The sequence below is a fragment of the Pseudomonas sp. genome (assembly GCF_036404235.1).
GTDB lineage: Bacteria > Pseudomonadota > Gammaproteobacteria > Pseudomonadales > Pseudomonadaceae > Aquipseudomonas.
In genome coordinates this window covers 1-18,772 of sequence record NZ_DASWOT010000076.1, presented here as the reverse complement: position 1 = coordinate 18,772, position 18,772 = coordinate 1, and the positions used below count along the sequence as shown (strand labels likewise).

The window sequence follows — 18,772 nt, the reverse complement described above, 5'->3', positions numbered from 1 at the left end:
ATGATGCAAGCACAATTGATCGCCGCTTATGAACAACTACTCAAACAATCACAACGCCTGCTCGAATGTGCCGAAAAATCCGATTGGGACGGCATCTTCGCCTTAAAGTCCCAAGGACTGATCGATGCCGCCTACTTGCGCCGTGCCGAAGATCAAGTCGACCTTGACGATGCCGGCCAGCAACACAAGTTTGAACTTATCAGCCAAATTCTGATGCTGGAAGAACAGGTAAATTCGTTCTTGCATGCCCGCCAGAATGACTTGGGTGAACTCATGCAGATCAATCGTCGAAAGAGCGATCTGAACACGGCTTACCGGGCATCAACCAACAGCGTGATACCCATCATCCGCTATTTGTATCGAAAAAAATAACAGGAGCGTACAAGCCACATCAAGTCACGACACATTGATGTGAAATTATCTTTGAGGTGCAAAAAAACCCTGACAACAGATAACAAATAGTCTGCGTCAATCGGTTATCGTACGCTTCAATTGATACTTTAGAAAAAATTAAAAATAGGTATTCACGACCTGCGAATGGACGGTCGAGCGTGTGAATAGCCGAATAAAAAAGATACGACAGGATGCTTGCCTTCAAAGCAACAGCACCCTGTTTTAAGTACTTGTCGATTTGCAGCACCTGTCTGCCAGAGGTCACGCCGCCAAGGCGTGCCGAACTGTAGTACCCATCGGGAGGGTAGAAGTTGCCAAATACCAACACTGAGCTTGAAGACATCCAGGATCTGAATCTTTCCTATTTATTACTGGCCCAAAACCTGCTGCGTAAAGATCGGGATATCGCCATTTTCCGCCTGAAACTCAGCGAAAAAATGGCGGACCTGCTAACCAAACTGAGCAGCAAGCAAATGACCCAGCTAGCCCGGGTCAATCAATTGATTTGTCGCCCCGTTTTCGAAGAGACAGACCGTTTGTCCAGGGTCCTGGGCAACTCTCGCGAACTGGGCATGGTGGAAATTCATTCTGCACTGCTGATGGCCGCCGCCGATCGCTCAGGCGATATGCGAATCGTGGAAGGCTGATCCATGTCAGAAAAAAGCCTGGTTACCGAAATGCAGCAGGTGCAACTGGCAATCGAACTGATTGAACTGGGTGCGCGACTGCAGGTGCTGGAAACCGAGACCTCGCTCAGCCGGGGTCGACTGATCCGCCTGTATAAAGAAGTTCGAGGAGCCTCTCCCCCCAAGGGCATGCTGCCCTTCTCCACCGACTGGTTCGTGACATGGCTACCGAACATTCACTCGTCCCTGTTCTACGGCATGTATCGCAGCATGATCGAAATAGGCGGATACCGGATCGATGCGTTCGTCAAAGCCTATCGCCTGTATCTGGAGCAGGTGGGTGATCAAGAAGGGGAGTTGGTACTCGGCCTTACCCGGGCCTGGACCCTCGTGCGTTTTTTTGAAAGCGACATGCTTGAGCTGATCCGCTGCTCGTGTTGTTCGGGCGAGTTCGTCGCCCACTCTCATGCACCAACGCAGCACTACGTCTGCGGCATTTGCCAACCGCCCTCGCGCGCCGGTAAAACCCTGAAACGTCGAGACCTCGACCCCCAACTACTCGACAGCCTACCGCCTGTACGCAAAGCGTAAAACGATCACAGCGTTGCGCACCAACGCCCTCACCCCACGCAAAAAACGGGTAAATCCGACGGATCGGGCTTACCCCTTTTCACCTCGCCCCCCCCATCGCTCGTCCCGAAAGAAATAATTTCAAGTTTTAGAAAGACCTGCCGATATCCGGCAGGTTATTTATTTCTTAAATTCAAGGAACGACCACGTGCTCATCGCATTAGGGCTTATCGTTGTACTTTTGTCGGTGTTCGGTGGCTTTGTCCTGTCCGGTGGCAGCCTCGGCCCACTGTATCAACCGACCGAACTGCTGATGATTGGAGGGGCCGGTATTGGTGCATTCATCGCCGCGAATAACGGCAAGGCGATCAGGGCCACGCTCAACGCGGTCTCGCGATTCAAGCGCAGCGCCAAGTACGACAAAACGTTGTACCTGGAACTGATGGCAATGATGTATGCCTTGCTGAGCAAAGCACGACGTGAAGGCATGTCGTCCCTGGAAAGGGACATCGACGAGCCCGACCAAAGCCCGATTTTTGCCCAGTATCCACGGCTGGTGTCCGACCCGATGATCATCTATTTCATCACCGATTACCTGCGCCTGTTGGTCAGTAGCGCGATGCAGGCCCATGAACTCGACGAACTGATGCTGCACGAAATCGAAGAGTTCGAACACGAAGCCCACTTGCCCGCCGACGCCCTGTACAAAGTCAGCGATGCCTTGCCGGCCTTCGGTATCGTCGCGGCCGTCATGGGGGTGGTCAAAGCCCTGAGTTCCGTCGACGTCGGTCCTGATTTGATGGGGCAGATGATTGCTCATGCCCTGGTCGGAACCTTCCTCGGGATTTACCTGGCCTACGGCCTGGTTGCGCCGTTGGCCAGTCGTATCGATCGACAGGCCGCCGAATCCGCCAAGATGCTGCAGTGTATCCGCGTCACACTGTTGGCGAGCGTGCAAGGCATGCCTCCACAATTAGCGGTGGAGTTCGGTCGCAAGGCCCTGCACACCAGCGAAAGACCCGGCGCACTGGAGCTGGAAAGCTATGTGCGTGGCGGTAGCAGTAGTGCGACCAGCAGTAGCCAGCCTGGAACCGAATGAGTATGAGCGATCAACCGATCATCATACGGCGCAAGAAAAAGACCACCCATGGGCACCATGGCGGCGCTTGGAAAATTGCCTTCGCCGACTTCATGACCGCCCTCATGGCGCTATTTCTGGTGTTGTGGGTACTGTCCAACGCCAGCAAAAGCGATAAGGAAGCGATTGCCGAATACTTCAGTACACCGTTGCTAGTCGCCATGAGCAAAGGCGATCGCAACTCGGCAAGCACCAGCGCCATTCCCGGCGGAGGCCCCGACCAACGCTTCTCTAAAGGCGAGCGAGCCCGAAGGGATCAACACCCACGACGCTTGTCCAGCGAGGAGCGTCGTCATCTGGAGTCACTCAAACTTCGACTGGAAAGCGCGGTGGAACGCGACCCACAACTGAGGGAGCTCAAGCAACAGATCTCGATAGGGCTGAGCCCGGAAGGTTTGCGCGTGCAGTTGCTCGACACCGACAATCGCCCGATGTTCGAACTGGGCAGCGCCAATGTTGCGCCGTATTTACGCAAACTTCTGAGGACCTTCGCGCCGGTGCTCAACGAATTGCCCAACCGCATTCAAATCAGCGGGCATACCGACAGCCACCCGTATCCAAGCGGCGAGGCCGGCTACAACAACTGGGACTTGTCCGCCGACCGCGCCAAAGCCTCTCGCCAGGAACTGGTCACCGGTGGCCTGGACTCGGACAAGCTATTGCGTGTCTCGGGCATGTCCGATCGCATTCGCTTCCACGGCGCCGGCCCCTATGACGCCGCCAACCGCAGGATCGAAATCATCGTTCTGGACAGCCGCGCTGCGCAGAAGATTTTATCTCAGGACGAATACGGCCCATTGGAAGTGCCGGAGCCGACAGCTCCCGAGCCCTCCACAAGCAAACCGGCGGAACAAACCCGACATTAGCGCTTGATTGTGCGTGGTGTTTCTACGATCAGTACGCCTTGGTGCTGCGCACAATGACGACCTTTGACATGTCGCGCGGGTCGCCGCAGGCGCCCGGAGAGCCATGGCCGAGACCAGCAGAGAGGACAAGACCGAAGCGGCGACGCCGCGACGAATCGAGAAGGCCCGTGAACAGGGTCAGGTCGCCCGTTCTCGTGAAATGAACACCTTCGTCATGCTGCTGGCCGGCATCGGCGGGCTGTGGATCATGGGTGGCAAGCTGTATGACAGCCTGGGACAGGTCATGGAGCAAGCGTTGTTGTTCGACCGGGCACAACTGTTCGACACGGCACGTATGCTCAGTGGGCTCTGGTCATTGAGCCAGATCGCGCTGTTCGCCTTGATCCCATTCTTCGCCCTGATGACCCTCGCGGCCCTGGCCGCCCCGGCGCTGCTGGGCGGACTGGTGATTACCCTGGCGGCAGTGCGTCCGCAGTTTTCAAGGGTTAACCCGATCAGCGGGCTGGCGCGGCTTTTTTCCGTGCAGGTGCTGGTTGAGCTGGCGAAAGCCATCGCCAAGGCAACGCTAATCGGTACGGTGGTCTATTTCTTCCTCAAAGCGCACATCGGCCAGCTGCTGGCCTTGCCGCAAATGCCGGCGCAGCAAGCCCTGACGGCGGTCATGGGGTTAACCGCCAAGTCCTGCGCAATGTGCGTGGCCGCCCTGACTATCGTGGTTGGCATGGACGCACCTTATCAGTTGTGGACTTACGCGAAGAACCTGCGCATGTCCAAGGAAGAGCAGCGCCAGGAACACAAAAACGCTGATGGCGACCCCCATATCAAGGCGCGGATTCGTCAGCTGCAACAGGTACGCGCCCGGCGACGCATGATGAGCAAGGTGCCCAAGGCCGACGTCATCGTCACCAACCCCAGCCATTTTGCCGTTGCCCTGTCTTATCAGAAGGATCGGAACGGCGCTCCCCGGGTGGTCGCCAAAGGGGCCGATGATGTGGCTTGGCGTATTCGTGACATTGCACGGGAACATCACTTGCCCATCCTCGAAGCCCCGCCGCTGGCCCGCGCCCTTTACTTCCACGTCGATCTCGATCGTGAAATTCCCATTGAGCTATACACCGTTGTCGCGGAAGTCGTGGCCTGGGCCATACGCCTCAAGCGCGTCAGTGAGGATGGCGGTGACGTGCCACCGACCCCGGTGAACCTGTCCGTGCCGCCGGGTATGGACCAGCGTGGCCCGCGTAATGCTAAACCTGAGGATGAACAGAACGAATGAAAGGAATGACCGATTTACTCGGCCCTGACTCCTGGCTGGCCAGAACCGACCTGAAGATCATGACCGGGCCCGTGCTGATCGTTCTCATCCTGTCGATGATGATCCTGCCGCTGCCGACGTTTATTCTGGACTTGCTGTTCACCTTCAACATCGCGCTGGCGATCATGGTGTTGATGGTCAGCATGCTCACGGAGAAACCACTGGATTTCTCGGCGTTTCCCTCGGTGCTGCTGTTTACCACGTTGCTGCGCCTGTCACTCAACGTGGCCTCGACGCGGGTGATTCTGATGGAGGGCCACACCGGCACCGACGCCGCCGGGAAGGTCATTGAGGCCTTCGGCGAGTTTCTGGTGGGCGGTAACTTTGCCGTGGGTCTGGCGCTGTTCCTGATTCTGGTGACCATCAACTTCATGGTGATCACCAAGGGGGCCGGACGAATCGCTGAAGTCGGCGCGCGCTTTACGCTGGACTCGATGCCCGGCAAGCAGATGGCGATCGATGCCGACCTGAACGCTGGCCTGATCGGCGAACCGCAAGCCCGTCAACGCCGCAAGGAAGTCGCCCAGGAAGCCGATTTCTTCGGCTCCATGGACGGTGCCAGCAAGTTCGTGCGAGGCGACGCCGTGGCCGGTTTGGTCATCATGGGCGTCTGCATCATTGGCGGCCTGGCCATCGGCATCCTGCAACACGACATGGCCTTCGCCGACGCAGCCCACACGTACACCATGCTGACCATCGGCGACGGTCTGGTGGCGCAGATTCCTGGCCTGGTGATCTCGATTGCCGCCGGTGTCACGGTGTCGCGGGTCAATACCGAACAAGACGTTGGCCAGCAGATGATGGGCCAACTGTTCAGTCGACCCAAGGTGCTGATGATGACGGCGGGCGTGATGGGTTTGCTCGGGCTGGTACCGGGCATGCCGAACCTGGTATTTCTGGTTCTCACTGGACTGTTGGGCGGGCTGGGTTGGTGGTTCTCCCGACAAGAGGAGCTGCCGCAAGAAAGTTCCACCCAGACCCCGCTGCCCAAATCGGCATCACAAAGTTCCGAAGCCTCCTGGGATGATGTGCAACTGGTGGATACGCTGAGCTTGCGCGTCGGCCACCGGCTGATTCAATTGGTGGATGCGCGCCAACAAGGCGAACTGATCACCCGCATCAAAAGCCTGCGCAAAAAGTTCGCCCAGGACGTGGGGTTTCTACCGCCCGTGGTGCATGTGCGCGACAAGCTGGAATTGTCTCCCAACACCTACATCATCAGCCTCAAAGGCGTCGAGATCGGCCGTGGCGAAGTCTTTCCCGGCAAGTGGCTGGCGATCAATCCCGGCAAGGTCACCAATGAACTTGAAGGCACGGAGGCGGTGGATCCGGCGTTTGGCTTACCGGCCATCTGGATCGATCCGAACCTGCGCGAGCACGGGCAGATTTATGGCTACACAGTGGTCGACGCCAGCACCGTGACAGCCACCCACCTCAACCATCTGTTGCATCAGTACGCCAAAGACATGCTGGGCCGCGGTGAAGTCCAGAAGCTTCTGGACAAGCTCGGTCCCGACAGCAAAGGGCTGATCGACGAAGTCGTGCCCAAGCTGGTGTCGTTGACGGTATTGCAACGCGTGCTGCAGAACCTGCTGGAAGAAAACGTCTCGATCCGTGACATGCGTACCATTCTCGATGCCCTGGCCGAACACGGCGGCGTGCAACAACCACCCGATGTTCAGGAGCTGACGGCCGTCGTGCGCATCGCCTTGGGTCGCTCGATCGTCAATCAGTTGTTTGCCAACAAATCCGAACTGAAAGTCATCGGGCTGGACTTCAACCTTGAACAGGTGCTGATGCAGGCCGTCGGCAATGGCGGGTCGCTGGAACCCAGTCTGGCGGACAACCTGATGCAACAAACCTCACTGGCCCTCAAACGCCAGGAAGCCAGCACCGAGCCGCCCGTGTTGGTGGTGCCGAACAAGCTGCGCCCGGTGCTGTCGCGTTTCTTGCGCCGACGCCTGCGTCAGTTGACGGTGATCTCCCTCAGCGAAGTACCGGATGACCGCACACTTCGAATGATTAACGTGATCGGAGGAACACCCAAGTGAGTGCTCAACGATTTATCGGTGCCAACAGTCGCGAGGCCATGAATCAGGTGCGTCTCATCCTGGGTGAAGAGGCCCTGATCCTGTCGAGTCGCATGACTGACGAAGGCGTCGAGATCATGGCGCTGGCCGAAGACACACCCGCGCAAGCTATCGCGCCGCACCTTGCCACCCCGACGGAATCAGACGACGACCCAGTGCCGGTCAGCCTTCACCACGCCGCGGCCGCTTACGCCCACCAGATCAGCCCATTTTCGACACGCCCCGAGCCTGTCGATACGCCGGTTGCGGCGAACCGGACGCCCGCAACCGCCCTGGATTTCACCGCGCTAAGTGAACGTCTGCTGAACGAAATCCAGGACCTGCGCCAGCTTATCGATCGCCAGGCAGAACGGGCAGTCAGCGACCAGAGTGGTCGACCTCAACTAATCCAATGGCTGCTCGATGCAGGTTTCAGCGCACGTCTGAGTGAAGAGTTGCTCGGCACGACACCGCCGCAACTCCACGGGACCGACGCCACACCTGCAAGGTTGCACGCCTGGCTGACGCAAAAACTGGACAGTCAATTGAACCAACTTGGCGATGAGGCCGAGTTGTTCGACAACACGAGCATCATTGCCCTAGTGGGGCCGACCGGGGTCGGCAAAACCACCACGACCGCTAAACTGGCGGCGCGTTATGTCATGCGTCATGGCGCCAGTCAGGTCGCCCTGGTCACCACTGACAGCTTCCGTATCGGCGCCCACGAACAGCTGAAAATCTATGCCCAACTGCTGGGTGTCGACCTGCACACCCTGGGGCCTTCGGCAGCGCTCAGCCCGTTGCTGGCCAAACTGGCTGACAAGAGACTGGTGATCATCGACACCGTGGGCATGAGCCAGCGTGACCAACGCCTGCTGACGCAAATCAACCAACTGGGTTCCAGCGGCCGAGCGTTGCGCCTGATGCTGGTAATCAACGCGGCCAGCCATGGCGACACCCTCGAAGAAGTGGTGCACACCTATCGTGACGCCGCGCAGGCGGCCGGCTGCCCACTGGATGACTGCATCATCAGCAAATGCGATGAAGCCGCACGGCTGGGCCCGGCACTGGATACCGTGATTCGTCACGGTCTGCGGCTGAACTACCTGTCCGCCGGTCAGCAAGTCCCTGAAGACTTGCAGCTCCCCATGGCCTCGACCTTCCTGCAACAGGCACTGGATATCTCGCGCCCTTCCCTGTTTGCAGCAAAACCGAGTGCCTCGACGGCCCAGCGACTGGATGCGCTGGTGCGCGGTTTACTGGGTCAGAGCCGGACGGTCTCGACCTTGCGCGACAGCCTGATCCATCGAATCGAGGGCTTTGAGCAGTTGCTCGATGTCTGGCCATTGATGGGCATGCCCCAAGCGGAGCAACACCAGCGCTGGGCAGCATTCCTGGATGCGCAGGAGCGCTGGACGCCGGCCAGTCCGAACGGTCTGCTGTTGTGGGGGGCGCCGCGCCCGGCGGCCGGAGCCTCATGGAGCATGCCCTTGTTGACGGTGGACGACGCCGGTCAATTGAAGGCCCGCCCTTGGCTGACGCATTGCATGCCGATTGGCCCGCAGCCACGCCTGAGTTGGTGTCAGCCTCGCTGGCCGACGCACCGCCATGTGTGGGCAACCTGCCCAAGCGGCGCCACCCTCGACGCGCTGCATAACAACGGCCAGTCGTGGCAGAGCGCAGTCAAGGGCAGCCAGCGCGTCATGTATCAAGGCGAACATCAGCGCCTCGGCACACTGACCGCACACGGCGAAGACTTCGGCGTTCGTGAACTGCGCTACCGCAACCGTAACGTGCGTCTGAACCTGAGTCATCTACCGGTCACGCTCAAGGGCTCGACTCAAGCCCCCCTGCGTGCCTGGTTCGGTACGCTGCATGACAGCCATAGCGGCCAGTGCCTGGGGCAACGCAGGTGGCTGGCAGGGGAAAACACACAAGGCGCTTTGAAGGATCAAGTGGCCGACCTCATCCTGCAGCTGAAACACGACGAACTGGCAAAGCTCACCGGGCGTGGCTGGGCGCTATTGGTCGCCATTCAGCCGCACCTGCATGCCGAACTGCGCTTATACCTGGCAAGCGGACTGGCCGCGACCGCCGTACGACTGACCAACGCCAGCGATGACTGGGCCTTCCAGGCTCGCGCGCAACTGCTGGGGCTGTTGCCTGAAAAGCAGGCCGGTCATGCTTCGGGCATTCTTGAAGGTTTGCTGCATCTGCTGACCGTCAGCGATGCCTTTACACGCATGGGCAGCACTCAGAACAGCGCCTTCACATGAACGATCCGGACACCCGGCCGGCGGTGGAAACACTGGATCAGGCCGCCGGCCTGCGCCGCTGGGCCGAACAAAACAAGGCTCATCCCACCGCCACCGCCCACGAAGTTGCCCCGTTATCGCCGCCCGCGCCGGATCGCACGCTGATCCTGTTCGGCCCAACGCAGGCGGCAGGCCCGGCGCATAAAACCCTGGAGCGCTGGCATCAGCAAGGCCATCAATGGATCGGCCACCCCGCCCGCTGGCGCATGTTGCCTGTGGATAACAATCATCGCGATCTGCAAACCCTGACCCGCCAACAACCGCGCTGGGGGCTATGGATCGACAGCGACCTTGACGCCTTCCGCCGAGCCTTCCAGACCTTGCGCCAACTCAGCGAACAAGGCGGTCCCGACCACGTGCTGGCGCTGCACGCCGGTTTTCCCCGGCAGGGCCTGCTCAACAACTTGCGAGAAGCGGCCCACCGTTATCTGGGCGTTCGGTTGTTGCTCATTGATGAAATCAGTGACTGAGCCATTCGTTATTTGCCGCCGCAGCTAAGCGGGGAACATGTCGTGTAGTGCATGGCTGTTCCGCGCTTAAGGGGCTCGGGGGAGCAGTAATAATCCTCACCATACGACTCCAGGCGTCACGCGGCTTCCAACTGTGCGGATGCCTCATTGCCATTTTTTGTCTTTCGCAGGCGCGCACGATGTATACGGCACAGGGCAAGATGAACCAGCAGGAAGTGCTCCAGCAGTACCTACCCTTGGTCCGGCGGCAAGCACTAGTTCTGAAAACCCGGCTGCCAGCCAATATCGAGCTGGACGATTTGATTCAGGCCGGCAGCATCGGCTTACTCGATGCCATGACCCGATATGACTTTAGCGTCGGGGCGACGTTCGGCACCTTCGCCTCGCAACGTATCCGTGGCGCGATGATCGATGAACTGCGCACCCGTGACTGGGTACCCCGCAGCGTGCGGCGCAATGCACGTGCGCTGGAGGATGCCATGCACCGCGTGGAGCAAAGCCTGGGGCGACCGGCCAAAGAACGCGAAGTCGCTTCCGCGATGGGGCTGACGCTGGCTGAATACCATCAGGTGCTCAATGACACCAATGGCAGTCAACTGCTGCCCATCGACGATGTCGGCGAAGAGCATATCGATGCGATCAGTTCCAAGCATCTCACCCCCTTTGCCGAGCTGGTCAATGATCGCAACCGCGCCCAACTCATGCGCGCCATTGACGCCCTTCCGGCACGGGAAAGACTGCTGCTCGCGCTGTGTCATCACGAAAAACTCAACTTGCGCGAGATTGGCCTGGTGCTGGAAGTCAGCGAGTCGCGCGCCTGTCAGTTGCACAGCCAGGCCATTGCCCGGCTGCGCGCCAGCATGACGGAATAACGACACATGAAAATCAGTGTGTTCGGTTCCGGCTATGTGGGTCTTGTGGCAAGCGCGTGCCTGGCCGATGTCGGCCATCAAGTGATGTGCATGGACATCGACCCGCAACGCATCGAACGGCTGCAGGGCGGTGAAATACCAATTCACGAGCCCGGCCTGAACACGCTGACCCACACCAACGTTCAGGCCGGGCGCCTGCTCTTCTCCACCGATGCCGCGCAAGCCGTCACCTTCGCCGACCTGCTGTTCATTGCCGTGGGTACCCCGGCCGACGAAGACGGTAGTGCCGATCTGCAATACGTCCTGGCCGTCGCACACACCATCGGCCAGCACATGCAGGGCTACAAAGTGGTCGTCGATAAATCGACTGTCCCCGTGGGCACCGGGGAAAAAGTCCAAGAGACCATTCGCAAGGTACTGGCCGATCGCGGTGTACAGCTACCGTTCGATGTCTGCTCCAATCCGGAGTTTCTGAAGGAAGGCGCCGCCATCGAAGACTTCACCCGTGGCGCGCGCATCATCATCGGTACCGCATCGGAGCAGGTCCAAACCCTCATGCGCGAGTGCTACGCGCCCTACAACCGTAATCACGACAAGCTGATGTTCATGAGCCTGCGTGCCGCCGAACTGACCAAGTACGCCGCCAATGCCATGCTGGCGACAAAAATCAGCTTCATGAACGAAATGGCCAACCTTGCCGAATACCTCGACGTGGATATCGAAGAGGTCCGCCATGGCATCGGCAGCGATCCACGGATCGGTTATGACTTCATCTACCCCGGTTGCGGCTATGGCGGCTCGTGTTTCCCCAAGGACATTCAAGCCCTGAACCGCACCGCCCAGGAAGTGGGCTACGACCCGCAACTGCTGAGGGCGGTCGAAGCGGTGAACCAGCGACAGAAAACCACCCTGTTCAAAAAGCTTGAACGGGCGCTGGACGGTCAGCTGGCGGACAAAACCATTGCCGTCTGGGGGCTGGCGTTCAAACCCAATACCGATGATATGCGCGCCGCCCCCAGCAGAGACCTGATGGAATCCCTGTGGAAGGCCGGCGCCAGAGTGCAGGCCTACGACCCGCAAGCGATGCAGGAGTGTCGGCGCCTTTACGGTGAGCGAGACGACTTGGTGCTGGCCGGGGATCGCATCCAGGCAGTCAAGGGCGCCGATGCGCTGGTGATCTGCACGGAATGGAAAGCCTTTCGCAGCGTCGACTTCACCTGGCTCAAACAGCAACTCAAGTTGGCCGTGGTGATCGATGGGCGCAATCTGTACGAGCCGAAGGCATTGGCGCAAGCCGGTTTGACCTATTCGGCCATCGGCAGGTCCTGAGCCCTGCGCGTCCCTACCCATCAACGCGCACGGCTCAGTTCATCACTGCCAAATACTCATTCGGCGTAAGCCACCTCGTTATAACTGGCGACCAGCCAGGTCAGTTCTGACCGGGGGATTTCGGCGAGAGGACGCAGGTCGAATCGCGCCATTCGACCGACGAACTCGGTCGGTGCCAATAACCGCTCAACCACGTGATAGTGAGGACGATCGAGGTAGTCGTCGAACAGCACGATCATCGGTTTGGTCGCCCGCAGGTAGGCAGTCACGAAGCAGGCAATCCGAAAACGCCCGTCGATCAGGATCACATCCGGTTGCTCAAAGAACGGTTCATCCCAAACCTTCAGCGGGTAGGTGTGGAATTTTTTCCAGGCCCGGGCATTTTTCGGACGCGCCCATTGGCCGGTCTCTCCGACATCGATCGGATAAATCACCGGCGGCGATGGCAGCGAAGCGCTGGCAATCCAGGCCTGCATGTCCTTGGCCCAGCGGGCGTCGTTCTCGACCGAAATCACCGATTTTTCCGGCATTCTGGCGGCAATGATTGTCGACCCACCGCTGCCGTACTCCAGAATCACCGAGGCCTCTGCATAGATCGTCTTCAGGTAAACGGCGACCTCTTCGGGGAATGTCACCTGAGGTTCCTGCATCGGCGCCCGCTGGTCTTGATCTTGTCGGGCGGCAAGCGTTTCGGCCTGGTTTGACCCGGGTTTCGAGGCTGATGACGTGTTCTGACAATGCTTGAGGTACTGCTCGGCCAAACCGCTGTTTAGTTCACTGAGGAGTTGCGTTGCGACGTCGTGAGCGCCGTAAACCGTGTGCAGGATGAACGCCAGCTTCAGCCGCTGGTTGTCCGACAGTGCCGCCAAGCGCGCCGAGTCGGGTAGAAACAAGGCATCGGCGCAGACCAGATGCGAGGCCCGAAGTTGATCAGGGCACTCACCCTGCGGCCGATGGCTGACGTGTTGAAGTTTATTCAACCGATAAAAGCTGAAACCCAGACGAGCAAGGCTTTGACTGATCAGGCCCACATCGGGCTGCTGGCGATGGGTCGGCGCAAAGTTGACGCGCGCCTGCACCAGCAGCGTATCGTTCAGCGTCCGTTGCCCGTGCTCAATGACGGAGAGACTGTCGTTCAGATTGTCCAGCACCAGCCAGTCAACGGACGACAAGCCGTTGATCACGTCCAGCTTCAGGGTCGGCAACGCAAGTTGGGCCAGTACGCGGGTACTGGCACCCGGACGTTGCGCGGCCAGAGGCTCCAACGTCGCCGTCATCGTCGGATCGAGGCACGCGTAGAGGGTAGTCGCCTGACCATTGCCCAGCGCCGCATGCGGGTAATAATGCAGCTCGCCGAGTTGTGCCAATTGCCTGGCATTATCGATGCGACTGGCCGGGTCGAACACTATCGTCGAGAAGGCGCCCAGCTTTTGTAGCGCGACAAACTGCGCCGAACCCACCAGCGTCGCACCGTGATCGAGCGTGACGATCTTGCCCTGAAACTTGAAACTAAAGCCTTCCTGCTTGACCGGCTCAACCGGGTGCTGGATGTCCACGGCCTCGGCTTCGTCCTGGAACCGGGCACCCCCATCCTTGCTCAGCGTTAATGCGGCAGTAGGTTTGCCCTCGCAATAGCGCTGCCAGATGGCCCGCATGGCCGTGCTGAAATGGCTCGCAAAGCGCTGACTGTCACAGACCGGCGAACGCATCAGCACATCGCGCAGGTGGCCGCGAATGCGGGAGAGACTGTTCAGGTCCCCCGTCAGGCCGATGACGCGCTGACGGTATTCATCCCAACTATTAACCACCAGCTCTGGCAGCCCGGCGTTGACCAAGTGCGTCGCCGAGTGACGCCCGGCGAATGTCGGGCCGGGCAGCGTGACCACCGGCACACCCATCAACAACGCCTCGCAGGTCGTCAGGCCGCCGGAATAGGGCCAGGGGTCAAGCGCGATATCGACGCGGTTGTAGGTCTCGAGCAGGGATTTGTGGCCTACCGGCCCTTCGACCAGCACACGTTCAGGCGCAATTCCCTGGACCGCCATTACGGCCTGCACATGCTCGCGCAGCTCACTGTTGCTGAACGCCCCGCCCTTGAGCAGCAAGCGCGAATCAGGTGTAGCCCGCATCAATTCGGCCCACTGGACCAGCAAGACATCGTTGACTTTGGTCGGGTTATTGAAGCACCCATAGGTGATGAAGCCACTCTCCAGCGCCGGCAATGGCTTGATGTCCGGTGTGTAGGGCGGCGGGTCGTAACAGATGTAATCGTCGGGCAGACGGATGAGTTTTTCGGTGTAGAACGCATCCTCGCCTTCAGGCGACTCGATACTGTCGCTGAGCAAATAATCGATCGCGTCCAGCCCTGTCGTATTGATCAGCCCGCCCACCCACTTCACCAGCAACGGCGCCGGTTGCAGCGCCATGGCGCCCATGCGGTTACCGGCGTTATGGCCGCACAGGTCGATCAGGATATCGATCCGGTCATCACGAATGCGCTGGGCCAGCGTGTGCTCGTCCATGTGTTTGATCGCGAGCCACTGATGAACTGTTGCTTGAATGCGCCGGGTCAGATGATCGCTGACCTGGCTGGTGCTGTAGGCGAACAATTCAAACTGATGACGCGGCAATTTTTCCAGCACACCCACAATCATGTTGCCCACCGGATGCTGGCGCAAACCGTCGGACACCAGACCGATGCGCAGGCAGCGGTTCAACGCACGGTCCTGCACGTCTGGTCGTGCGGGAACGGATTTCGGACCGAAGCGTGACTGCCATTCCTTGCAGACCTCGAAGATATAGTCGCGGCTGCGGTCAGGATCATAGTGCAGCGACGTCAGGCGATTGGAGTACGGCAGCACATCCTTGCGCCTGGCCAGCGACACTGCCTTTTGATAGTACTTGTCGGCCTTAGCCAACTGGCCGATGTCCTTGTACAGGTTGGCGGCGTTGTTCCAGTGACTGTAATCCCCCGGCTCTCGTTCGATCAGCTTGTCGAACACCGCGATGGCGTCGCCGTGGCGCTCCATCCGGTTGAGGATCAAACCTTTCCTGGAGAGCATACGGCAGTCATCAGGGACACTGTCCAGCGCCTGCTGAATATGCTGCAGGGCGGGGGCGAACTGGCCTTTCTCAAAGTAGAGCGTGGCCAGACGATGATGGGCCGGGGGGAAATCAGGGTTTATGCCCAAGGCCTTGATGGCAAGCTCCCGGGCACGATCTACCTGACCGAGTTTTTGCGCCGCCTTGGCCACCAGCTCCAACGCTTGCGGGTCGTCGGGCAACAGGCTCAGCGCTCGCTCGAAACTGGCCAGTGCGCGTTCAGGCTCGGCTTTGAGCTCCAGATTACCCAGCGCCTGCCACACTTGCGGGTCTCGCGGACGCTGTTGGCTTAGCCGACGCGCCTGGGTGAGGCCGCGAGTGTCAGCGGCGCGGCTCGACGCCAGGGTGAGGGTTTTCTGGTGCGATCTGGGGCGCAGGGGTTTGGGCATGAAAGGCAGCCTTGTGAAGGAAGAGTCTGCCCTGAATGCTATCGCGGCACCTCCAGCGGCAAAGCCCGGATAAGCCCACCGCAGTTGTGGGATTAGAGACTATTGCGCGTCGAGCACCCAACAACAAAAGGGGCTCAGCGTGTGCTGGCCCCTTCGTGTCGCGTGCTACGGTTGAGTAGCGATTACTGCAACAGCGACAGCATTTGCTCAGGCATGGAGTTGGCTTGAGCCAATACCGAAGTGCCTGCTTGCTGAAGGATCTGAGCACTGGTCATTGCCGACACTTCAGTGGCGTAGTCAACGTCCTGGATACCCGAACGGGCAGACGTCAGGTTGGTGGTCGTGGTCGAGATGTTGGTGATCGCCGAGTCGAAACGGTTCTGCACCGCACCCAAGTCCGAACGCATCGAGTCGACGGTGTTCAAGGCACTGTCGAGGGTGGTCAGGGTGTTTGTCGACTTTTTGGTGACGGCATTATCCGTGTCGATACTGATGCTGGCCGTGGTGGTCGTGCCACTGGTCGTCAGGGTGACTTCGGCTGCATAGGTTTTACCGCCTACGGTCAAGAAGTAGTCACCGTCAGAGTCCGTGGACAAGGTGCCGCCACTGATGGTGGTGCCGGACTTATCGACATAACTGGTATTGGTCGAGGTAATCGCGGTACCCGAGTCGTCCGACAGGGTGGTCGCGGTCAGCGTGGTGTCATAGCCGTTAACATTGAAGTCGCCCAGACCCAGCGTTTCGGCGTTGATTTCGCTCAACGAGATATCAATGGTCTCACCATCGTTGGCACCGACCTGGATGGTGATCGTCTGATCGGAAGCCAGCACATCCACGCCGTTGAACGCGGTTTGCTCGGAGATACGGTCGATCTCGTCCAAACGCTGGGTGATCTCATCCTGAATCGATTGCAAGTCGGACTGGGAGTTGGTGCCGTTCGAGGCTTGAACTGCCAGCTCACGAATACGCTGCAGGTTGTCGTTCACCTGATCGAGGGCGCCTTCAGTGGTCTGCGCCAGGGAGATACCGTCGCTGGCGTTGCTGCTCGCTTGTTCCAGACCGGTGATCTGCGAGCTCATACGGTTGGCGATCGCCTGACCGGCGGCGTCATCGGATGCGCTGTTGATTTTCAGGCCGGACGACAGGCGTTCGATCGAGGTACTCAGGCTGCTCTCCGAAGAGCTCAGGTTTTGTTGAGCGATCAGCGAGGTGATGTTGGTATTGATAACTGACATTTTGCAGTTCCTTCTCGTGGGTGAGGCGCTTATGACAAATTCAAAATGCGGCGCCCGTTGCTTTCAGCGCCGTTGCCGTAAAGACATTGCGAACATCGGCGACCCGATCACCCACCTTTAGCCAGCCCTTAAAAAATTTTCACACACGCTCTTCTGCTGCCCACCGACCCGACAGCCATTTCCCGTAGTGCTGATTTCGCCAGGGAATGTGGCTGTATTAACGGATTTGAATCAACCCCCGCCAGGTTATAAAGCCTCCCTTTATCTCAATCGCACCAACGCCCCGGCGTGGGTGCCGAGTGCTGTTTCAAGGAGTGCTGCATGAACCCCTCGACCCTGATCGGTATGCTCGCCAGCCTTTTACTGCTGGCGGTTCTACTGGTGTTCTCCGCGCAACAACCCGGATTGTTCATTGATCTGCCGAGCCTGGGCATTGTGGTCGTCGGCACTTTTGCCGCGACCTTCATCAGCTATCCGCTGAGCGAAGTGCTGCGTATCTTCAGCCTGATCAAGACCGTCATTCGCAACGAGCGCGAGTACACCCAGGAGGACATCAATGAATTGGTCAGCCTGTCGCGTCTGTGGGTTGACGGTGACTTGCGAGCAGTTGAGGAGGCACTGGATCAAGTAAAAAATCCCTTCCTGCGCTCCGGTGTGCAATTGGTGATCGACAAGACGCCTGAAGACGACATCCTCGAGCTGCTGCAATGGCGAATTTCCCGACTGCGCGCCAAAGAACACGCCGAAGCACAGCTGTTTCGGGTCATGGCCAGCTATGCCCCGGCCTTCGGCATGCTGGGCACGCTGGTGGGGTTGGTGAACCTTATGTTCGTGCTCGGCGATGGCGACATGGTGACCATTGGCAGGCAAATGGCCGTAGGCCTCATGACCACCCTTTACGGCGTGCTGTTCGCCAACCTGGTGTTCAAACCCGTCGCGGTCAAACTGGAGCGCCGCACTGAACAGCGGGTGGTGGTGATGAACATGATCCTGCAAGGCATTTCCATGATGTCCAACAAACGCAGCCCAGGCCTGATGCGTGAAACGCTGAAATCCTTCGTCGCCGAGCATCAGAACGAATTGCGTGACGAACCCGTTCGCCTAAGCCGTAAATTGATGCCCCTCAAGTGGAACCCGCGAGTATGAGAGCGTCCAATAGAGCCGCCTCAGTGGACGTTCTAGCCGACCATCAGCACTGGCTGGCCCGTCAGCGTGCCCTTGAAATCGAGCTCATGCAGGCTCGCCAGAATCATCGCGGCCTGAAACGGAGAACCGCAACAGCGGCGGCGGTTGCCGGCATCCCCCCAGTGGACGACGCCGGGGGCGAGGCATGGATGATGACCTATCTGGACATGATGACGCTGTTGCTAGTGGTCACCATGGCAATGCTGGCCATGGCTGGCAAGGTCCATGACCACAACCGTAAGGCCGACCTCAATCTGAACCCGATCTTCAGTGGCAAAAACCTGACCCAACTGGATCCGCCAGGAAAGTTGTTGCTCGTGTCACAGGCCAAAACACCGATCGAACCAGAACCGACACCTAAGCCGATCACCTCAACAGAAATTGCATCACTGGGCGCAGCCGCATCAATCGCCGCAACGTCTGAGGCTCCAGCGCCCGAACCCGCCATTGCAAACCAACCCACGCCCCACGCCCCCGCTAACCCAAGTGTTGATAACCTGCTCAAAGAACTGCCGCTGGACAAACTGGGCAGTGATATTGAAGTCGTCACCGGCGAAAGCACCGTCAGCTTCCGGATCAACAGTGAAATCCTTTTCTCCTCCGGCCAATCCGACCTCAACCTGGGTGGCCTGAGAGTCCTACAACACCTGATACCGGTACTCGGCAGCGTCCCGCACAAAGTCATCGTCACCGGCCACACCGACACACAGGACATTCGCAGCTCACGCTTCCCCTCCAACTGGGAACTCTCCGGTGCTCGCGCCGGCAGCGTCGTGCGTTACCTTCAAAGCAACGGTATCAAGAGTGATCGCCTCACCGCCGTCGGCTACGCAGACACCCACCCCTTGGGCGATAACACAACAGCCGAAGGGCGCGCGAGCAACCGCCGGGTGGAGTTGAT

15 protein-coding genes are annotated in these 18,772 nt (G+C 59.1%); 13 read left to right on the top strand and 2 right to left on the bottom strand.

Translation table 11 applies throughout. The annotated features are described in order from the left end of the window. The 11 genes from VGC62_RS09505 to VGC62_RS09455 all read left to right on the top strand — a co-directional run bounded on the left by VGC62_RS09505 (position 1) and on the right by VGC62_RS09455 (position 11,960). On the top strand, positions 1-372 hold the full coding sequence (locus VGC62_RS09505) for a flagellar protein FliT (protein ID WP_331186820.1): 372 nt from the start codon (positions 1-3) through the stop codon (positions 370-372). A 332-nt stretch (positions 373-704) separates the two neighbouring features. Beyond that, positions 705-1,040, top strand: a complete 336-nt coding sequence (gene flhD, locus VGC62_RS09500) for a flagellar transcriptional regulator FlhD (RefSeq protein ID WP_331186819.1) — start codon at positions 705-707, stop codon at positions 1,038-1,040. Between the two features lie 3 nt (positions 1,041-1,043). After that, entirely contained in the window at positions 1,044-1,610 is a 567-nt protein-coding gene (flhC, locus tag VGC62_RS09495) for a flagellar transcriptional regulator FlhC (RefSeq protein WP_331186818.1), read from the top strand. 187 nt (positions 1,611-1,797) lie between these two features. Next, the gene (gene motA, locus VGC62_RS09490) at positions 1,798-2,688 is read left to right on the top strand and encodes a flagellar motor stator protein MotA (RefSeq protein WP_331186817.1); all 891 of its coding nucleotides are present in this window, start codon (positions 1,798-1,800) and stop codon (positions 2,686-2,688) included. Positions 2,689-2,690: 2 nt separating this feature from the next. Continuing rightward, a complete protein-coding gene (motB, locus tag VGC62_RS09485) occupies positions 2,691-3,593 on the top strand; it encodes a flagellar motor protein MotB (RefSeq protein WP_331186816.1) in 903 nt (300 codons plus the stop codon). Positions 3,594-3,696: 103 nt separating this feature from the next. Continuing rightward, positions 3,697-4,866 carry a flagellar biosynthesis protein FlhB gene (gene flhB, locus VGC62_RS09480; RefSeq protein WP_331186815.1) on the top strand — a complete coding sequence of 390 codons (1,170 nt, stop codon included), beginning with the start codon at positions 3,697-3,699 and terminating at the stop codon, positions 4,864-4,866. Next, entirely contained in the window at positions 4,863-6,956 is a 2,094-nt protein-coding gene (gene flhA / locus VGC62_RS09475; protein ID WP_331186814.1) for a flagellar biosynthesis protein FlhA, read from the top strand. The genes flhB and flhA overlap by 4 nt, the downstream gene beginning before the upstream one ends. Then, positions 6,953-9,250 carry a flagellar biosynthesis protein FlhF gene (gene flhF / locus VGC62_RS09470; RefSeq protein WP_331186813.1) on the top strand — a complete coding sequence of 766 codons (2,298 nt, stop codon included), beginning with the start codon at positions 6,953-6,955 and terminating at the stop codon, positions 9,248-9,250. The genes flhA and flhF overlap by 4 nt, the downstream gene beginning before the upstream one ends. Further along, positions 9,247-9,759, top strand: coding sequence for a hypothetical protein (locus VGC62_RS09465; protein WP_331186812.1), 513 nt, complete (start codon positions 9,247-9,249; stop codon positions 9,757-9,759). Before flhF ends, VGC62_RS09465 begins: the two co-directional genes overlap by 4 nt. 179 nt (positions 9,760-9,938) lie before the next feature. Next, the gene (locus VGC62_RS09460; RefSeq protein ID WP_331186811.1) at positions 9,939-10,631 is read left to right on the top strand and encodes an RNA polymerase sigma factor FliA; all 693 of its coding nucleotides are present in this window, start codon (positions 9,939-9,941) and stop codon (positions 10,629-10,631) included. Positions 10,632-10,637: 6 nt separating this feature from the next. Further along, on the top strand, positions 10,638-11,960 hold the full coding sequence (locus tag VGC62_RS09455) for a UDP-glucose/GDP-mannose dehydrogenase family protein (protein ID WP_331186810.1): 1,323 nt from the start codon (positions 10,638-10,640) through the stop codon (positions 11,958-11,960). A 56-nt stretch (positions 11,961-12,016) separates the two neighbouring features. Here the strand turns inward: VGC62_RS09455 and VGC62_RS09450 are convergent, their stop codons facing one another. Further along, the gene (locus VGC62_RS09450) at positions 12,017-15,451 is read right to left on the bottom strand and encodes a tetratricopeptide repeat protein (protein WP_331186809.1); all 3,435 of its coding nucleotides are present in this window, start codon (positions 15,449-15,451) and stop codon (positions 12,017-12,019) included. Between the two features lie 182 nt (positions 15,452-15,633). Further along, positions 15,634-16,686, bottom strand: coding sequence for a flagellin (locus tag VGC62_RS09445; RefSeq protein WP_331186808.1), 1,053 nt, complete (start codon positions 16,684-16,686; stop codon positions 15,634-15,636). Between the two features lie 321 nt (positions 16,687-17,007). Between VGC62_RS09445 and VGC62_RS09440 the strand changes: the two genes are divergently transcribed. Continuing rightward, the gene (locus VGC62_RS09440) at positions 17,008-17,832 is read left to right on the top strand and encodes a motility protein A (RefSeq protein ID WP_331186807.1); all 825 of its coding nucleotides are present in this window, start codon (positions 17,008-17,010) and stop codon (positions 17,830-17,832) included. Positions 17,833-17,855: 23 nt separating this feature from the next. After that, a partial coding sequence (locus VGC62_RS09435) for an OmpA/MotB family protein (protein ID WP_331186806.1) occupies positions 17,856-18,772 on the top strand: 917 nt, incomplete at its 3' end.

Excerpts from the sequence above, each read along its gene's own strand:
- VGC62_RS09505 (WP_331186820.1), top strand. The coding sequence starts at position 1 with ATGATGCAAGCACAATTGATCGCCGCTTATGAACAACTACTCAAACAA.
- flhC (WP_331186818.1), top strand. The coding sequence starts at position 1,044 with ATGTCAGAAAAAAGCCTGGTTACCGAAATGCAGCAGGTGCAACTGGCA.
- motB (WP_331186816.1), top strand. The coding sequence starts at position 2,691 with ATGAGCGATCAACCGATCATCATACGGCGCAAGAAAAAGACCACCCAT.
- flhB (WP_331186815.1), top strand. The coding sequence starts at position 3,697 with ATGGCCGAGACCAGCAGAGAGGACAAGACCGAAGCGGCGACGCCGCGA.
- flhA (WP_331186814.1), top strand. The coding sequence starts at position 4,863 with ATGAAAGGAATGACCGATTTACTCGGCCCTGACTCCTGGCTGGCCAGA.
- VGC62_RS09465 (WP_331186812.1), top strand. The coding sequence starts at position 9,247 with ATGAACGATCCGGACACCCGGCCGGCGGTGGAAACACTGGATCAGGCC.
- VGC62_RS09460 (WP_331186811.1), top strand. The coding sequence starts at position 9,939 with ATGTATACGGCACAGGGCAAGATGAACCAGCAGGAAGTGCTCCAGCAG.
- VGC62_RS09455 (WP_331186810.1), top strand. The coding sequence starts at position 10,638 with ATGAAAATCAGTGTGTTCGGTTCCGGCTATGTGGGTCTTGTGGCAAGC.
- VGC62_RS09450 (WP_331186809.1), bottom strand. The coding sequence starts at position 15,451 with ATGCCCAAACCCCTGCGCCCCAGATCGCACCAGAAAACCCTCACCCTG.
- VGC62_RS09445 (WP_331186808.1), bottom strand. The coding sequence starts at position 16,686 with ATGTCAGTTATCAATACCAACATCACCTCGCTGATCGCTCAACAAAAC.
- VGC62_RS09440 (WP_331186807.1), top strand. The coding sequence starts at position 17,008 with ATGAACCCCTCGACCCTGATCGGTATGCTCGCCAGCCTTTTACTGCTG.